A 16,903-nucleotide genomic window follows, 5' to 3' on the forward strand; every position below is an offset into this window, starting at 1 on the left:
CGAACCCATAGACGCAAAAAGAAGGGGCGGGCCTTCTGGCCCGCCCCAACTTCTGTCGTATGATTCGGCCAGACTTGGCGTCAGCGGAGAAGCTGCAGCACGTTCTGGTCGGCCGAGTTGGCCATGGAGAGCGAGGAGGTCGCCAGGGACTGGCGGGTCTGCAGCGCAACCATGTTGGCCGCTTCCTCGTTCATGTCGGCGAGCGTCAGGTTGCCGGCGCCCGTCTGCAGGGTATTGATCATGTTCTTCGAGAAGTCCTGACGGTTCTCGACGACCGACAGGTTCGAGCCGAAGGCCGAAGACTGCGAACGGACCGTGTTGAGGGCCGTCTTCACCTTGGCCAGGGTGGAGTCGATGTCGGTATCGGCATCCAGGTCCTTGGCGGTCAGCGTGGTGGGCACGCCGAGCTCGGTCGAGTCGACCGACTTGCCGTCCTTGGCCAGGATATCGATCGACGAGGTACCGGTCTCGTTGAACGTGATCGTCAACTTGTCGCCGCGCAGCAGGTTGATACCGTTGAACGAAGCGTCATCAGCCAGCTTGTCGAGCTGGTCGCGAAGTTCGTTGAACTGGTCAGCGAGGCCCGAACGAACCGAGTTGCCATCGATCGTCGCGCTGGAGCTGTTGCTGCCGGTGATTTGACCCGAGTCGTTGGTGCCCTGAACCTGCAGGTCCTGGGTCGACAGGTTCTGGATGCGCAGCTTGCCATTGTCGTTGGAAGCCTTGATCAGTCCCTTGGTCTCGCTGCCGTTGTTGATTTCGGCGACGAGCGTGTCGACGGTCTTGAGCAGGGTCAGCGCGCTGTCCTGCGTGCCGGCGACGCTGGTGACGTCGGCGGTGGACGAGAACAGATCGGCGTCAGTTCCGGTGATCTGAAGGGCACCGGCATCGGTGGTGGCGCCCTGGATCTGGATCTTGCTGCCGTTCGCGACCGCCTTGAACTTCGAGCCAGCCGTCTCGAGCGTGTCGTTGATGGTCTTGAGGGCAGACGTCAGCGTGGTGTCGGTTGAGTCAAGCGTGATCGCCGTACCATTGACGGAGAACTCGTACTTACCCGAGGAACCGGCCGTGTTGGTGGCGCTAGCCGTGGCGGCAGTACCGAAGTAGGCGGCGGCAATGCCGGCATCCGAACCCGTGAAGTCGATCGCGCTGTTGTCGTTACCAATAGCCTCGATCATGACGCCGGTTCCGGCCGTGTTGTCGCTCGCCTGCAGCTTGTCAGCGAGATCGCTGCCTGCGATTGCCTGCTGAATCTCCGACGCGATATCCGAAGAGTTCGTGCCAGCAGCAGAGCTAATGGACGACAATGTCACCGACACGCTCTTGCCGGCATAGTTGATCTTCAGCGTACCGCCGGTGATTGCCGTCGCAGCATCAAGATCAATGCTACCCTCGGCCTTGGCCTTGGCAGCTGTGGCCGGAGCCGAATAGTTCTGGTCGGAAACGACCTTCTGTCCCTTGCCCGTCGTGGTCAGGTTGACCTCGGGGGTGTCGGTACCGAAGGCGCCGCCAATCATCTTCAGCTTGTCATTACCGTCGAGGGAAACGTTGGCCGGAGACAGACCAAACGAAGCCGTCTCGAAGGACTTGTCCTGACGAGCCTGACGCAGGGTCGACTGCATCGACTCGAGAGTCTTGGTGATCGAGGAAAGGCCGTTGTCGGCCGCTTCGATGGTCTTGATGCCGCTCGCCATCGAGTCCATCAGGTTGCCGAGATCGCTGGCACGAGAGTTCAGCGAGGCGGCAGTGAAGAAGTTCGAAGGATTGTCGAGGGCTGAGTTGACCTTGTTGCCGGTGGCCAGCTTGTTCTGCGTCTTCGCCATCATCGAGGCGGTGCCCTGCAGCGTGAGCAGGTTCTGGCGGACGGCCTTGGTCAGATTGATATCAGACATTTTTTACATCCCATTCCTTGGGTGAACTCATCTTCCCCCTTCTGAGGAAGTGCGCCGACCGTAACGCGGAGGTGTTGCCGAGCCGTTAATGGATTGGTTCAAATGCCGCTTCGGCCGCCGAATTCGGGATAAACAAGACTTTGGTTGTAGACGCGGCGCCATGTCGGCCAGATAAAAGGTTAATGGTACGAAGTAGAAGATTCGGCCGATTTTTCGGGCTGTTCCCGTCTTTTCTTCTCACCCTGAACAGCTATTTTTAACGAATTGGACGTTATGATTCTCAAAATGCAACGAGCCAACCCTGCAAGGCATCCACGAAAGACAAGCGCATGGTCGACATTTCCCTGACGAAATCGTTGCGCAGCACCGTCGCGACGCTGAACTGGGTGAGCGAGGAGTCCGCCGCCGCCAATCAGCGCCTGACAAGCGGCATCAAGATTCAGTCTGCGCTCGACGACCCCAGCACCTATATTTCGGCCAAGAGTCTGTCATTGCATGCCGCAGCGCTCGACAAGTATCTTGAGCGCCTGGATCAGGGGCTCGGCGTCATCAACGCCGCCGATAATGGCCTCTCCTCGATCAGCGAAAGCATCAACACGCTGAAGGGTGTGGTCACGCGGGCCGCCGCCAGCAAGAACGCCTTCGAGCGGGCTGACCTCGTCAAGGAATACAACGACATCCTCGACAAGATCGTCGACACAGCGAAAGACTCTTCATATAGCGGCAAGAACCTGTTGCTCGGCGACGGTAACGACCTGACGCTGTACCTGTCGACCGACCAGAACGAGTCGGTTACCATTGAAGCGGTGGACTTCACCGATCTCCTTAACTCGCTGGGCCTCAAGAAACTCGACGAAGGCAAGCTTGCCACCTACGAGACGAAGCTGACCGACGGTGGAGCCCCCGCCAAGCCGCTGAAGTCGACCAGCAAGCTCGTCGAGTCCCCGGATTACGCTGTCGGTGACGAGATCGCCGTCAAGGACGCCTCCGGAACCATCATCAGCACGCTGAAGATCACGGCGGACACCACCGCCGGTGACCTGGTCACCGCTTTTTCCCTTCCTGACAAGGGACTGCGCGCCACGCTCGGCAGCGATGGCGTGCTGAACGTCGAAGCGGCGAACAAGATGACCGTTGATACGACGCGCGCTGCCGACACGATTGCGTCGGCCGGTTCGCCTCCGTCCGCGACGAGCGCCCCGCTGATGATCGGCGCGACGCCTGCTGTCGGAACCGACCTGTTGACGGCGACGGGCCAATACAAGGAAGGCGACGTCATTTCCATCCGGCAGGGGAACACCGTCGTCGGGGCGCTGACAGTCGGCGCCGGCACCACGGTGGACGATCTCGTCAGCGCTTTCAACGTTCCCGCGTCCGGCCTCAGCGCCACGCTGGACGCCGCCGGTGTCATAACCGTCGATTCCGCGTCGGCCGCTTTCGCCATCGACAAAACCTCGACCACCATTGACCTGACCACGGCCACGGCTTCCACCTGGGTGAAGCGCACCGACGCCGAGGATGCACAGCAGACCGTCACCGACGCCCGTCACGCCGCCGAAAAGCATGCCACCAACATCGGCATCGGGCTAACGCTTCTGAAGAGTCGCGCCGAATATATTGGCGGCTTTTCTGACATACTCGGCGCGACCGCGGAATCGATGCGCGCCTCCGACAAGAACGAGGAGGCGGCCATCATGCTGGCGCTCGACACCCAGCAGCAGCTTGCCATCAGTTCCTTCTCGATCACCCAGACCGCCGACGACGGCATCCTCCGGCTGCTCGGCAGCAAACTCAGCTGATCTCCTGACAGGATTGCGAAGAGATGACCCTCAAGGTTGAACTGAAACCCGGCGAACGCATCATCATCGGCGAGTCGATGATCACCAACGACGAACAGCGCACGCGCCTCTACATCGAGGGCAACGCCCCGATCTTGCGCGAGAAGGACATCCTGACTGTCGAGTCAGCTGACACGCCGGCCAAGCGGATCTACCTCGCGGTGCAGCTGATGTACCTGTCTCGGGAGGTCACCAAGTTCCAGGATAACTACTTCTCGCTCATTCAGGACATCATGCAAGCCGCGCCGAGCACCATCCCTTACGTGACCAAGATCAGCAATCACATCATCGCCGACCAGCTCTACAAGGCGCTGAAGGAGGCCCGTGCGCTGATCGAGCACGAGAGAAAGATCTTCGCCGCCCTCAACCCGGCCGCCATGGCCGTCGAGGAGAGGTAAGGCGACCGCGCACTTCGACATCGCCACCAATAACAAGCCGCCGACCAGGCCACGACAACCTGATCGGCGGCTTTTTCGTTCGACAAGCGTCCTCGCCTATTTCATGTAGTTGAGCAGGCTGAGGTTGTTGAGCAGCATCGACGTGGTGTAGCTCGCTTCCATGCGCGTCTGCAGCGTCAGGATCTGCGCCGTCAGCTCTTCCTTGTTGATGCCTTCGACACCGTTCAGCATCACCTGAAGCGTCGTCTTGGAGTTGGTCTGCCGCTCTGCCGCGCTTTTGGCGACATTGCCGGACACGGCGATCTCGGTATGGATGTCGGTCGGCTTCTGGCTGCCGTCGGCGAAGGCCAGAACACCATCGACGCGCGAGGCCAGCGCCGTGTAGCGCGACTTCTCGACCTTGAGGTTCTGGTCCCGTTCGGCATCGGTCGTCGCGTTGGGGTCGCCCAGCGTACCGGCCTTCGGATCGAACTCGGCAATGGTCATGACAGCAAGCGAGCGCACCATTTCAGCATAGCCGGACTCGTTGGCCCGAACGCCGTAGCCGACATCGATGTTGCTGTCGACCCGCGCGATCACGTCGTTCCGCGGCGAGGTGCTGCTGTCGCTGGGATCGATCGTCGCGTTGTAGCCGGTGTACCATTCGACCGTGTCGGTGTCCGTGCCATCGCGCAGCCCCGTAGCGGTAGCCAGCTGGCTGTTGTCGGTGGGATCGGCAACATCGACCCGCTGCGGCTTGCCGCCTCCGGCCGTGTCGAAGAAGGTCTCCGACGCCCGCATCATCGAGGCCGCCTGGAAGGTGGTCTTCGCCTCGATCTTGAGGCTGTTCTCGAGACGATCCTTGAAGTTGGCCGCGGTCGCATCGGGGTCGACCGTTGGCGGCGTGCCGGTCGTCTGGGCGATGGTGAACTGCCCCTCGCCGGGGGGAGAGGTCAGTGTCGCCGTCAACTTCACCGTCGACTTGGTGCCGTCGGGATTCTCGAGCTCCAGCGACACGCTGTCGCCGGCCTGAAGATTGGCGCCGAACTGAACGCCATAGGCGGTGTTGACGGTCTTGCCGGCGCTATCCAGGCCGGTGGTCGGCGTTACCGCGATGTGGGACGTATCGGTCGTCGAGGCCGACGCGGAGGCAATCTTGTAGCCAAATTCGGCCGACGGCGGCGTGCCCTGACGGGTGATCGTCACGGTATCCGGGGTCGCCGCGGGATTGTCGAGGTCGAGGCGACCGAGCCCGCGGGTGCCGAGGTCGGCCGTGTAGCGCTCCGCGACCACCTTCTGCAGGCCGTATTTGCTGCCGGTGCCGTAGAGCATGTCGTTCATGTTGACCACGGGCTTGGTGTCCGTGGTCTTGCCCGACATCAGGTAGCGGCCGTCGGCCTCCGAGTTCAAAAGGCCGATCACCTCGTTAAGGGCGATCTTGGCGCCCTTCTGTCCCGTGGTGGTGCCCGTGGAATCAATGTTGTAGGTGTTGGGATCGATGGCGGCCGACGCCTCGCTGGGAATGTCCTCCAGGCGGTTCATCGCCTTGTCGAGCAGCGAGATGCGCATGTTCAGAACGTCGGTGTTCTGAAGATAGCCATCGATCTCGGAAATCTTCGAGCGGAAGGTGATCGACTGGGTGCGCCCGGAGCCGAGCGTACCGTAGGTCGCGGCCTTCTGCCCGGTGGCAAGCTGCCGCTGCATGTCCTCGAGCTGCTCCCGCATGGTCGACAGGAGCGACATGTTGGGACTGACGAGCACGTTGTTGATCGACGACATGACATCCTACCCATGTTCAGGCGGCGTTCGGCCGCCGTGCCCTACTTGAACGTGTTCATCAGAACGTCCATCAACTCCTGCGCCACGGTGAGCACCCGGGCGTTGGCCGAATAGGAGTTCTGAAGCTGGATGAGCGACATCAGCTCGGTGTCGAGATCGACCGCGCGGCTGTTGTCGTAGCGTTCCTTGAGGTTGGAGGTGACGACCTTCTGGCCGTCGGCGACATTCTTGGCGTCCTCGACGATGGAGCCCTGGGTGTTGACGACCTGCGACAGCAGCCCCTCGAACGTGCCTTTGAACGGCGTGGAGGCCGAGCCGATGCCGATCGAGGAAGAGTAGGAGTAGACGCGGCTGTCGAGCGCATCGAGAATGGCCTGCGGCCGTGTGCCGTCACCCGAAAGCGTACTGCCGCTGTATTTCACCGTCAGTGACGGATCGGCCACCACCTTGGGATTGACCGAAATGCGGCCGGCAAGGCCGGTGATCGTGTCGGTACCGTTGGTCAGGCCGGTGTAGGGCTTGCCCGTGGAACCGTCGAGGAACAGCGGAAACTCCTGGTAACCCGACTGTTCAGTGGGCGACGAGATCTCGCCGCTGATGCTGCTGATGCTGCCGTGGCTGGCCGGCACCGTGGTCGCATTGATGGTGACCGACGTCGGGGCGCTCGGCGGTGCTGGCGTCGCCGTGCCTGAGAAATCGGTGCTGCCGGTCGCGGTGTTGAGAGCCGCTGCGATCTGGGCGCCGATATCGGTACCGCTCGACAGGTCCAGGCCGACGACGGTGTCGTTGGGGTCGGGCGTGAAGGACCCATCGGGAGCCGTACCCCCGTTATAGGCGACAAAGGTGATCGACTTGCTGGTGCCAGATGCATCGACATAGTCGACCTTAAGGGTGTTTCCCTCGGTGAGGCCCGAAACGTCCAGCGTGTAACCGGCCGTGCCGGCGCCACTCACGGCCGTGCCGGAGGCCTGGCGCGTCGACGTGGCCTTCGACAGCGTCGCGGCGATGGTGTCGAGCTGGGCCTGAGCGTCGACCAGCGTCTCGTCGCGCAGTTCCTTGTAGGCGGCGATCTTGCCCGAGCGGATCGATCCGCTCTTGAACAGATCGATGCCGGCACCGGGACCGTCGGTGATGGTGACGGTGCCAAGCGAACGCTTGCTGTCATCGGGGGAATAGACGCGCGAAGCATCGACCACGCCCTGTTGGTCGAAGTTCAGCGTCACCGGCTCGTCGTCGTAGAGCTGGGTTCCGTCCGTCAATGCAATTGAAACGGCCCCGCCAATCTGGTCGCTGACACGGATGTCCATGTATTCGGACAACTCGTCGATGGCGGCATCCCGCTTGTCCTGCAAGCCGGCGGTGCTGTTCGTGCCACCGGCGCCGACGGCAACGATCTGCTTGTCGAGCTGCGAGATCGTCTGCAGCAGCGAGTTCACCCGGTTGACGGCGTCGGCGATATTGGACTCCGCCTCCTGGCGCAGCGACTGCACGTCGCCCGACAGCTGGTTGAGGCGGTTGACGAGGTTCTGCGAGGCGGAAACCGCGCTGCCCTGGATCGCAGTGTCGCCGGGCGTGGTCGCCAGTTTCTGAAGCGTGGTCGTGAAATCGCTGAAGACCGAGCTCAGCGAGCTGGAGCTGTTGGGAGCGCCCCAATAGTTGTCGAGCGCCGACAGAGCGGTAACGCGGGTATCGGCATAGGCCGAATTGGCGGTGGACACCCGCCACTGCTTCTGCACGAGAAGATTGATCTCGCGCGTGACCTTGTTGGCCTCGACGCCATAGACCTTCGAGCCCGCGACCTGCGCCGTCGACGATGACGTCTGGCGGCTGTAGCCCGTACTCTTGGCGTTGGCGATATTGGCCGACGTCACGCCCAGCTGTTGCTGGGTCGTCCTGATGCCGGACAAAGCCGTGGAAAGGGCACTCGATACAGCCATATCCGTCTCGCAATCGACAATCGGCGCGGATTGGGGAGGTGGCCGTCACGCGGTGCGCGCGACGGCCGGCAGAAGCATCAGCGGATGATCTGCAGGATGTCGGTCATCATCTGGTTGGCGGTGGTGATGACCTTGGAGTTGGCCGAGAACGCCTGCTGGGAGACGATCAGCTTGGTGAACTCCTCGGAGATATCGACGTTGGACGCTTCGAGCGCCGAGCTCGAGATGGCGCCGTTGATGTCGATCGGACCACCGCTCTGGATCGTCTCGGTGTAGGCGCCGCCGTCCTCGGCCTTCAGGTAGCTCGCACCGTTGAAGGCGACGATTGGAATTCCCCACTTCTTGACGGTCTGGCCGTTCGAGTAGTTGTAGCTCATGACGCCGCTGTTATCGTCGATCGACACGCCCTCGAACTCGCCGGTGGCGTAACCGTCCTGCGTCAGCTGGTTGGTGGTCGCCTGCCCGTTCTTGTCGGCGAACTCGGTGGCGGCGAGGTCCATGGTGATGCCGGAAAAGTCCTTGCCCTCGATGGTGATCGTGCCGAGATTGATGGACGACGTGTCGTCCTGTTGAATGCCCTTGTCGTCGAAGAAGAAGGCGCCGCTGGCAAGAGCGCTGGCCGGGGTGGACGTAGCATCCTGCGCGGCCGTCGTCTTGATCTGCTGCCAGGCGGGGTCGGTCGGGTTGGTGGGATTTTCGTCGGTGCGGTAGAAGAGGCCCCACTCGCTGCGCCCGGTGCTGGACTCGGTGAGCTTCACCCAGCGGAGCTGTACGATCGACGGTGTGCCCTGCGCGTCGTAGATGGTCCTCGAACCGCCGGCGATCGAGTTGTCCATGAAGGTGGTCAGTTCGGACTTCGGCACGGTTCCGCCTGCGATGGCCGCCACCGACGCACTCGGATAGACCAAGGCCTTGGATGTCGTCGACGGCTCCGTCGGCAGGTTCAGCTTGTAGGTGATTTTCTCGGTCGCCTTGGCGCTCTGCGAGGTCTTGTCGATCGTGATGACCGTCTTGTCGCCGACCGGCTTGCCGGTGGTCGGGTCGATGGTCTGCCCCATCAGGGAGTAGCCGGAGCCGTTCCGGAGGTAGGTCTGGCCGTTGCGCGAGTCGTAATACTGCTCGAAATCACCGGCGCGGGTATAGCGCGCGCCCAGGCTGCCATCGAGAGGATCGGCCGACACGCAGAAAAAGCCGGTGCCGTTGATCGCCATGTGGGTATCGACCTTCGACCCCTGCACGTCGCCGTCGAGCGTGATGGTGGAGCGCGACCTCGCCGTGACGCCACCGGACGTGACGCGGGAGGCGTTGGTCGTGTTGGCACGCACAAGGTCGCCGAAACTCGTATCCTTGCGCTTGAAGCCGGTTGTCGAGGAGTTGGCGATGTTGCCCGAGATATTTTCGAGGGCGAAGGACTGCGCTCCGAGGCCGCCGACGGCCGAGTTCATTGCGGTCAGGATACCCATGCTCGTTTTCCTTACGATCTGCAACGCGGTCGGCCGGACGAATGGCCGCTACAGACCTAAGGGCAACGGACGTGCCAAACCGAGCCCACAAGTTTTTCCGTTTGTTTTCAGGAAACAGGCGCTTAGGCATGGTGAACAAGAAGTTAACGCACCGGCAAGGTTCGTCTCACCGGGCAAATCCTGCCGGGCCGAACCGACCACCCGGCACTATTTGACACCCGCCGCGCGAATACCGGCCATGATCTCCGAGATCTGGGGACGCCGCCGTTCAAGGAACGGCAGGGGACGACAGACGTCGATGGCGGCGACGCCGACGCGGGCGGTCAGCAGACCGTTGATCACCCCTTCGCCAAGGCGCGCCGACAGCTTGGCGGCAAGGCCGTGGCCGATCAGTTGCTGGGCAAGCCCATCGCCGACGGCGATCGAACCGGTCACCGCGAGATGGGTCAGAACAAGCCGGGTCAGCCGCGCCAGCCCCATGAAGCCGGGGCGCCCGCCATAGAGCGCCGCGAGCCGGCGGATCAGGCCGAGCGTCGCCATGACGACGAAGATGACGTCGATGGCGGCGCGCGGCGACACCGCCGTCACCACCGACACACGGGCGGCGGCATCCGACACCAATCGGCGGGCGGCCGCATCCAGCGGGGCGAGCAGGTCCGCCTCGGCCAGCACCAGCCGGTCGCGACCATCGATGACGTCGTCGACCCGCGCTTCGGTGGCCCGCCGGCCGGGCGCAAGGTCGGGCCGGTCGGCATAGAGCGCCATCAGGTCGCCCACCACCGCTTCGGCTTCAGGCCGGTCGTCGCGGGCGGCGGCAAGGTCGGCGCGCTGTCGCATGCGGTCGATCCGCCGCAACCAGATGAGGCCGGCGATCTCCCGGGTGGCTATGGCCGCCACCGCGAGCAGCGCCAGCGCGATCAGGCCGATCGCCAGCCAGCCGAGCCAGTCTTCGCGGGCGAACAGCTCGCGGACCAACTGGTCGAGCCAAAGGCCGACGGCCAGCGACAAGATGCCGGCCACGGCGCCGAAGAACAGCCGCGACCAGGCAAAGCGCCGGCGGACGGGCGGCAGAGGAACCGGCAGGTCCTCCGTCTCCGCCACTTCCTCGACGACGACGCCCGCGGCGTCCGACGGGGGCGCCTCGCCGGGGCGAACGTGGCTGACGTCGTCAGCCCCGAGATCGAAGGCGGTGGGACGGCGCGTCATGCCAGGCGGTCTCCGATCAGGAAATCGAGGGCGCGGTCGAGACGGATGTGCGGCAGCGACAGGCTGACGCCCTCGGCCGTCACCTCCACCGGCGGTGGCCGGAAACGCAGGAAACGCAACGCATCGAAGACCGGCTCATCGGCCTCCGGCTCGCGGAACAGCGCTTGCGGGTTGTCCGGAAGATCTCCAGGGAACAGGGCGATTTCTTCCTTGCCGTCATAGAGATGGTCGTCGAGAAGCTCGCCCTCCTGCGGCACGCCGAGAATGCAGGGCAGGCTCTCGCCGTTGCGCCGCACCGTCGCCTCGCGCGTCGCCCGCACGGCGGCAAGCGCCTTCACGTCCACTTCGGCGCCGGAGAACGAGGCGCGGGCGATCGCCCGGTCGGTGAGGCGCCGCAGGATCAGCTCCAGGCGGTCGTGGCTGGCGTGGTGAAGGTGGTCGGCCTTGGTGGCGGCGAACAGGATGCGGTCGATGCGGCGGGTCAACGCCTGCCCCAGCCAGGAGGAATGCCCCGGCCGGAAACAGGCGAGGATCTCGCCGAGCGCCACTTCGAGATCGATCAGCGCCTCTCGCCCGCCATTCAGCGCTGCCAGCACGTCGACCAGCACCACCTGCCGGTCGAGGCGGGCGAAATGCGTCCGGAAGAACGGCCGGACAACCACGTCCTTGTAGGCCTCGAACCGGCTCTCCATCAGCTCCCAGAGGCTGTCGCGTGGCGCGTCCCCCGTCTCCGGCAGCTCCAGCGGCGCAAAGGTCAGCGCCGGCGAACCGGCCAGATCGCCCGGCATCAGGAAGCGGCCGGGCGGCACCATAGACAGCGACAGGCTGCCACCGCGCGCGGCGCCGAGATAGGTCGAGAACAGATCGTGCAGGCGCCCGGCGGCCTCGTCGTCTGCCGGCCCCATGGGATCGATGCCCGACGTGTGGATGAGCCAGTCGGCGGCGATGGCGGTGCGCCGCGGCTCGCGCGCCCGCTCCAGGGTCTCGGCGCAGAACTCCCGGTAGGTCTTTGAAAGGAGAGGCAGATCCAGGAGCCACTCGCCGGGGTAGTCGACGATATCCAGGTCGAGCTTGCCTCGCCCCAAAGACCGGCCGAGAAAGGTGGCGCTCTCATAGGCTATGGTGAGGCGCAGCTCGGAAATCTGGCGGGTCGAGTCCGGCCAGATGCGGGCGTCCGTCAGCTTGCGTACATGGCCACGGTAGTCGAACGTCGGGACGTCGGGGTGGAGCTGCGGCCGGATGTCGGCGCCGAGAAGGCGGCCCGACCGCCATGGCTCGAACATCGGCAGCCGCCCGCCGTGGATCAGATTGTGGATCAGCGCCGTGATGAACACGGTCTTGCCGGCGCGGGACAGGCCGGTGACGCCGAGCCTCAGCGACGGCGAACCGAGGCTCCAGGCGAAATCGGCCATATTGTCGAGCGCTATGCGCGCTTCGTCGGACAGCGTGGTGAAGCTCACGACTTCGTCGAACCTCGTCCGGCGCGGAAGGCGCCGCGCCTCTATGTAGGCACGCCCCGCGCGAGAACAATGGCTTATACCGGTTCCGCCAGGTTTCGACCCTCCGGGCGGAAGCTGACGGAAACGGAAGCGCCCGACCGGGCGCCGGCCGGTCAGGCCGAAACCCGTTTGAGCTGGATGAGTCCAGATCAAACGGAACGCGTATCAGTCGCCGTCCGGCCCGCCAAGATCGGCCGGCGTCACGAAGGAGATCAGCCGCCCGTCCCCCGGTCCGAGATCGCCCCATGCTCCCGAGAACGCGATCACGACAAGCGAGGCGGAGGGAAACTTCCCGGAAAGCCTTGCCAGAGAAGCGGGATCCCCCTGCCCCGGCAGCGTCGACGCCAAACGGTGGATCGATGGGTTATGCCCGACCACCAGAAGGTTTTCGGACGTGCCGGCATGAGTGGTGACCACCTTGAGCATGGCGCCAAGCGAGGCCTCGTAAAGACTAGGCACAAAATCGACGGCGAGCTGCTCCGGCAGAAACGGCAGCGCTTCCTTCAGCGTCTCCCGCGTCCGCGCCGACGGCGAGCAGAGCACGAGATCGGGCAGATATCCCTCATCGGCCATATGACGGCCAACCGCAGACGCGGCCGCCCTGCCCCGCGCGGCAAGCGGTCGATCGAAATCCTTCTGACCGGAAACGGCCGGCGGCGACTTGGCGTGTCGGAGAAGAAAAAGGCGTGGCATTGGCGGCCTCCGGGACTCCCATCCCGCCGGACTTGGCGTAATGTCAAATCATTCTAACCTGATTCCGGGTCGCAAACGCGGCCTCGACGATCCGCTGCCCCACGGGGCCCGCGTGTCCGATCGGTCAGGTCGCCGAGGATCGCTTCATGCCCACCTCTTCAGACGTCGCGCCCAAATTCTCCAACCAGGCCGACGCCATTCACTGGCTCCGCGACCATCGCATCACCGAGGTCGAGTGCATCATCCCGGACATGAACGGCATCATGCGCGGCAAGATCGTGCCGCGCGAGGATTTCATCCGCATCATCGACGCCGGCGTACGCTTGCCGGAGTTCGTGTTCTTCCAGGCGGTGACCGGCGACAGCGCCGTCGAAAGCAAGATCGTCAACCCGCTCGACCGCGACATCCGCTGCCTCCCCGACCTCACGACGCTGCGCCTCGTGCCCTGGTACGACGAGCCGACGGCGCAGGTGATCTGCGACTGCCACTTCGCCGATGGCCGCCTCGTCGACTTTGCGCCGCGCTCGGTCTTGCGTCACGTCGTCGAGCTCTACGCCGCCCGCGGCATCCGCCCGGTGGTGGCGCCGGAGGTGGAGTTCTACCTCACCGGCCAGAACGACGACCCCGACCTGCCCCTGGAAGTTCCGATCGGCCTTTCCGGTCGCAAGGAGAGCGGCAGCCAGGCCTACGGCATCGAGCACGCAAACGACTACGACCACGTCGTCAACCAGATGTACGACTATTGCGAGGCCTCGCGCATCGAGATCGCCACCATGGCGCACGAGGCCGGCCCCGCGCAGCTCGAGATGAACTTCCGCCACGGCGATCCGATCGAGCTCGCCGACCAGACGTTCCTGTTCAAGCGGACCGCCCGCCTCGCCGCTCGCAAGTTCGGCATGGTGGCCACCTTCATGGCCATGCCTCACCAGGAAATGCCGGGATCGGCCACCCACATCCACCAGTCGGTGGTGCGCGTCGACGACGGCGGCAACATCTTCTCCAATCCCGACGGTACGGACACCGAGAAGCTGGGCCACTATATCGGCGGCCTGCAGCGCTACGTTCCGAAGTCGATGAGCCTGTTCTGCCCCAACGTGAACAGCTACCGCCGCATCCGCCTCGAAAGCGACGCGCCCATCAACGTTCATTGGGGCCGCGACAATCGCACCTGCGGCCTGCGTGTGCCGGATTCGGGGCCGGAATCCCGACGCGTCGAAAACCGGGTAATCGGCGCCGACAGCAATCCCTACATCGCCATGGCGACGACGCTGGCCTGCGGACTTATCGGGCTTGAGGACAAGATCGAGCCGGATGAAGTGGTCACCGTCGATGCCAAGACGCTCGGCGTTACGCTTCCCCTGCACCTGTCGGATGCGCTGATCGAACTCGGCGAGTGCGAGCGGCTGAAGACAGTGCTGGGCTCCCGTTTCGTCGAGGCCTACATCGACGTCAAGCAGCTCGAGCTCAGGCTTTACAACCGCGTCATCTCAAGCTGGGAACGCGAGTACCTGCTGCTCAATGTCTGAGACTTGCCGATACGGGCGGCGATCCTCGCCGCGAGGCGCTGCCCCGGCAACTCGATGAACCGCCACGTGACCGCGGACAACGCCAGGACCCAGGAAATGTAGATCGCCGCCACCGCCGCCTCGCGCAGCGCGACGTGGTCCGGCAGGAACTGGCCCACCGTAAGCGACAGGCGCGGCACGATATAGGCGACCAGGAACAGGTGGGTCAGGTAGATCGAGTAGGAAAGACGGCCAAGCCATTGCATCGGCATGGTCGCCATCAGGCGCGACAGCGGGCCGCGATCACTGGCGTGTGCGAAGACAAGGACGAAGAACACCAGCGGCCCGGCATAGTGCGCGACCGGATACGAGGCGGCAACCCAGAGCAAGACGATGGCAGCCAGCGCAGCGGGGATTTCGGCCTTGCCGTCGGCAAGGGTCGCGAACGTCCCCCGCCGGTGCAGCCACTCGGCAACGACGCCCGAGAAGAAGCCGAGCAGGCAGCGCACGATGCCGAACACGTCCGTGCTGAGCATGCCGCGACCGGTGACATCGACGAAGAGGATCAGCCAGGCGGCGACCGCTATCGCAGCGGCGGCGATCACCCGTCGGCCGGAGAACCCGGCCGTGCGCAGTGCGACCAGCGCGAAGACGGCATAGGCCCAGACTTCGGCCGAAATGCTCCAGCTCGGGAAGTTCCACGTCAGCTCAGGCCCGAGGCGGGCCGTTTGCAGGAACAGCGCAATCGGCAAGATATCGTGGGGATTGCGCGGCCCGACGAAGGCGGCGTGCTCGGGTGAGAAGCCCGTCTCGCGCTGGAGAGCCAGCTTCGCCAACTCGACGGCGATGAACAGCGCAAGCATGAAGAGGTGCAGTGGCCAGAGGCGACCGAGACGCCGAACCACGAAGATCGCGACCCGATTGCCATCGACCAGATCGTCGGCATAGACGCGGGCCATGACGAAGCCGGAGAGAACGAAGAAGAAGTCGACCGCCAGGATCCAGGAGTCGAGCGACGGCGCCGAAGTCAGGTAGCCGTTGAGCTGCAGGTGGATGAAACAGACGGCAAGCGCGCCGACTCCTCTCCAGCCGTCCAGTGCCTTCATGCGCATGGCGACGCTCCAATCCGCTGCCGGCATGCCGGCACCAGTCCGGCCACGCTGCGGCGACAACACGACGGCAAAGTCCGTCGGTAGGCTCATCTTTAATGCCGGCGGCCTGTTGGAAGCAATCTAAACTAGGAATTAAGGATAACGGCGCCCTTCGGCGTCATTCAGGCCTGCCGCGCTGGAATGTGAACCACCAACCCGTCGAGATCGTCCTTCACCTTGATCTGGCATGAAAGGCGCGAGGTCGGCTTGGGATCGGCGGCGAAGTCCAGCATGTCCTCCTCCATCGGCTCGGGCTCGCCGGTGGCGGCCACCCAAGCATCGTCGACATAGACATGACAGGTGGCACAGGAGCAAGCGCCGCCGCACTCGGCCTCGATGCCGGGAACGAGATTCTTGACGGCGTTCTCCATCACGGTGGTGCCGACCTCGGCCTCCACCTCGTAGCGGTCGCCTTCATGGGTAACATAGGTGATCTTGGGCATGGAAACCTGTGGCTGCGGGGCGCCGCCCCTCTGGCCAACGGCCCGGCTTCGACGCTCGCATCCGTCCGACGAAGGCGGGGTGCGAAGCGCAAAGGGCGCGGAGCCATCGGCAAGTTACTGTTTCAACGACGCATTCGAACTCTACATCCGACCGGACGAAAGCGCCCGCATGAACTCGGATATGGAGCTCGGACCATTGGTATCTGCACATATAGAAGAGTTGGCCGCCGTCAACCCCTACCGCCGAGGCGCGCCTCGACAAACGCGGTGGCGGCGGCAACCGCCTCCCTCAACCGAACAAGATCGGCGCCTCCGTCGGAACCGCGCAACAAGGCGGATTCGAGCGCCGAGGCCGCCTCGGCGACCGCCCTCGCCCCAATGCCGCGCGCCGAGCCGAGCAACAGATGCGCGATGCCGGCGTCGGGCGTCGCCGAGAGCCGGTCAAGGCAGTCGCGACTTTGCTTCAGGAACAGGCGCAGGACCTCGGCCTCGAGCTCGGCATTGCCGAAGGTCTGTTCGGCGAGATGCCTGAGGTCGATGGGAGAGCCATTCATCCGCTCATCGTCGTTCATCGCTGTCGCCTCGTTCTCCCCCTCCGGAGGGTCATCCGCGCCTTCGCACCGGCGTCGAGCCGAGGTTGAAGTTGGCTCGCAAGCTCCGAGGAGCGGCCGGAATTCTGAAGATATGGTTAATTCAGCGGATACAATCCAAGCCTGTTGCCGCTGTGAACCTTGGTCGGGCCGTGCAGCAACAGCACAAACGCCCCTTGCGGGCGCGGCGGCCAAGATCGCGACAGCTGGCGAGCCACACGGTAACCATATGTTTTAAGCCAATATTCAACTCGATGGCCTAGCGTCTTGACTGTGTCTGCCCGGCATCTTCGCCACTTTGGATGCCGGCGCGCGCTCCAACGGCGAGGGATCGTCGGCCCACTGAACCTCCGCCTTCGGGTCCGGAAATAACAACCAGAAGATGAATAACAATGTTCGACGCCTATTAGCGGCTTGTTAACAATACGGGCCGCCGGGGGAGCTTTCCTTGTTCGGAAGGGCCTGTTGTGCCATTACGTTTTATTAGGCATTCCTCGGCCGGCGTAGCCATTGCTGTCTCTTCTACGGGC

Annotated in this window: 13 protein-coding genes; 3 read left to right on the top strand and 10 right to left on the bottom strand. The window is 63.8% G+C overall.

Features of this window, described 5'->3' with window-relative positions:
- Positions 1-80: 80 nt before the first annotated feature.
- Positions 81-1,892, bottom strand: coding sequence for a flagellin (locus tag M4J40_RS17635; protein ID WP_251755732.1), 1,812 nt, complete (start codon positions 1,890-1,892; stop codon positions 81-83).
- Between the two features lie 329 nt (positions 1,893-2,221).
- Between M4J40_RS17635 and M4J40_RS17640 the strand changes: the two genes are divergently transcribed.
- Complete coding sequence (locus tag M4J40_RS17640) at positions 2,222-3,691, top strand: flagellin (RefSeq protein ID WP_251755733.1); 1,470 nt, start codon at positions 2,222-2,224, stop codon at positions 3,689-3,691.
- Between the two features lie 23 nt (positions 3,692-3,714).
- Complete coding sequence (gene flbT / locus M4J40_RS17645; RefSeq protein WP_251755734.1) at positions 3,715-4,128, top strand: flagellar biosynthesis repressor FlbT; 414 nt, start codon at positions 3,715-3,717, stop codon at positions 4,126-4,128.
- Positions 4,129-4,224: 96 nt separating this feature from the next.
- On the opposite strand, the gene M4J40_RS17650 is transcribed toward flbT, so the two are convergent.
- The 6 genes from M4J40_RS17650 to M4J40_RS17675 form a co-directional block, all read right to left on the bottom strand.
- Positions 4,225-5,886: a flagellin gene (locus M4J40_RS17650; RefSeq protein WP_251755735.1), complete on the bottom strand. Its 1,662-nt coding sequence runs from the start codon at positions 5,884-5,886 to the stop codon at positions 4,225-4,227.
- 41 nt (positions 5,887-5,927) lie between these two features.
- The gene (gene flgK / locus M4J40_RS17655; RefSeq protein ID WP_251755736.1) at positions 5,928-7,823 is read right to left on the bottom strand and encodes a flagellar hook-associated protein FlgK; all 1,896 of its coding nucleotides are present in this window, start codon (positions 7,821-7,823) and stop codon (positions 5,928-5,930) included.
- A 77-nt stretch (positions 7,824-7,900) separates the two neighbouring features.
- On the bottom strand, positions 7,901-9,286 hold the full coding sequence (locus M4J40_RS17660) for a flagellar hook protein FlgE (protein ID WP_251755737.1): 1,386 nt from the start codon (positions 9,284-9,286) through the stop codon (positions 7,901-7,903).
- 207 nt (positions 9,287-9,493) lie between these two features.
- Positions 9,494-10,492, bottom strand: coding sequence for a YcjF family protein (locus M4J40_RS17665; protein ID WP_251755738.1), 999 nt, complete (start codon positions 10,490-10,492; stop codon positions 9,494-9,496).
- Positions 10,489-11,904: a YcjX family protein gene (locus M4J40_RS17670; protein WP_251755784.1), complete on the bottom strand. Its 1,416-nt coding sequence runs from the start codon at positions 11,902-11,904 to the stop codon at positions 10,489-10,491. The genes M4J40_RS17665 and M4J40_RS17670 overlap by 4 nt, the downstream gene beginning before the upstream one ends.
- A gap of 252 nt (positions 11,905-12,156) precedes the next feature.
- On the bottom strand, positions 12,157-12,684 hold the full coding sequence (locus tag M4J40_RS17675) for a histidine phosphatase family protein (protein WP_251755739.1): 528 nt from the start codon (positions 12,682-12,684) through the stop codon (positions 12,157-12,159).
- A 146-nt stretch (positions 12,685-12,830) separates the two neighbouring features.
- Here M4J40_RS17675 and M4J40_RS17680 point away from each other — a divergent pair, with 146 nt between their 5' ends.
- Entirely contained in the window at positions 12,831-14,210 is a 1,380-nt protein-coding gene (locus tag M4J40_RS17680) for a glutamine synthetase family protein (protein ID WP_251755740.1), read from the top strand.
- Here M4J40_RS17680 and M4J40_RS17685 read toward each other — a convergent pair.
- The 3 genes from M4J40_RS17685 to M4J40_RS17695 form a co-directional block, all read right to left on the bottom strand.
- Positions 14,156-15,391: an acyltransferase gene (locus M4J40_RS17685; protein ID WP_251755741.1), complete on the bottom strand. Its 1,236-nt coding sequence runs from the start codon at positions 15,389-15,391 to the stop codon at positions 14,156-14,158. The genes M4J40_RS17680 and M4J40_RS17685 overlap by 55 nt on opposite strands.
- 71 nt (positions 15,392-15,462) lie before the next feature.
- The gene (locus M4J40_RS17690) at positions 15,463-15,783 is read right to left on the bottom strand and encodes a 2Fe-2S iron-sulfur cluster-binding protein (protein ID WP_251755742.1); all 321 of its coding nucleotides are present in this window, start codon (positions 15,781-15,783) and stop codon (positions 15,463-15,465) included.
- 230 nt (positions 15,784-16,013) lie between these two features.
- Positions 16,014-16,355, bottom strand: coding sequence for an Hpt domain-containing protein (locus M4J40_RS17695; protein WP_251755743.1), 342 nt, complete (start codon positions 16,353-16,355; stop codon positions 16,014-16,016).
- Positions 16,356-16,903 lie beyond the last annotated feature (548 nt).

The organism is Pleomorphomonas sp. JP5, from assembly GCF_023721815.1.
Classification (GTDB): Bacteria; Pseudomonadota; Alphaproteobacteria; order Rhizobiales; family Pleomorphomonadaceae; genus Pleomorphomonas.

Excerpts from the sequence above, each read along its gene's own strand:
- M4J40_RS17670 (WP_251755784.1), bottom strand. The coding sequence starts at position 11,904 with ATGGCCGATTTCGCCTGGAGCCTCGGTTCGCCGTCGCTGAGGCTCGGC.
- flgK (WP_251755736.1), bottom strand. The coding sequence starts at position 7,823 with ATGGCTGTATCGAGTGCCCTTTCCACGGCTTTGTCCGGCATCAGGACG.
- M4J40_RS17650 (WP_251755735.1), bottom strand. The coding sequence starts at position 5,886 with ATGTCGTCGATCAACAACGTGCTCGTCAGTCCCAACATGTCGCTCCTG.
- M4J40_RS17675 (WP_251755739.1), bottom strand. The coding sequence starts at position 12,684 with ATGCCACGCCTTTTTCTTCTCCGACACGCCAAGTCGCCGCCGGCCGTT.
- M4J40_RS17695 (WP_251755743.1), bottom strand. The coding sequence starts at position 16,355 with ATGAACGACGATGAGCGGATGAATGGCTCTCCCATCGACCTCAGGCAT.
- M4J40_RS17665 (WP_251755738.1), bottom strand. The coding sequence starts at position 10,492 with ATGACGCGCCGTCCCACCGCCTTCGATCTCGGGGCTGACGACGTCAGC.
- M4J40_RS17690 (WP_251755742.1), bottom strand. The coding sequence starts at position 15,783 with ATGCCCAAGATCACCTATGTTACCCATGAAGGCGACCGCTACGAGGTG.
- M4J40_RS17635 (WP_251755732.1), bottom strand. The coding sequence starts at position 1,892 with ATGTCTGATATCAATCTGACCAAGGCCGTCCGCCAGAACCTGCTCACG.
- M4J40_RS17685 (WP_251755741.1), bottom strand. The coding sequence starts at position 15,391 with ATGAGCCTACCGACGGACTTTGCCGTCGTGTTGTCGCCGCAGCGTGGC.
- M4J40_RS17660 (WP_251755737.1), bottom strand. The coding sequence starts at position 9,286 with ATGGGTATCCTGACCGCAATGAACTCGGCCGTCGGCGGCCTCGGAGCG.
- M4J40_RS17640 (WP_251755733.1), top strand. The coding sequence starts at position 2,222 with ATGGTCGACATTTCCCTGACGAAATCGTTGCGCAGCACCGTCGCGACG.
- M4J40_RS17680 (WP_251755740.1), top strand. The coding sequence starts at position 12,831 with ATGCCCACCTCTTCAGACGTCGCGCCCAAATTCTCCAACCAGGCCGAC.
- flbT (WP_251755734.1), top strand. The coding sequence starts at position 3,715 with ATGACCCTCAAGGTTGAACTGAAACCCGGCGAACGCATCATCATCGGC.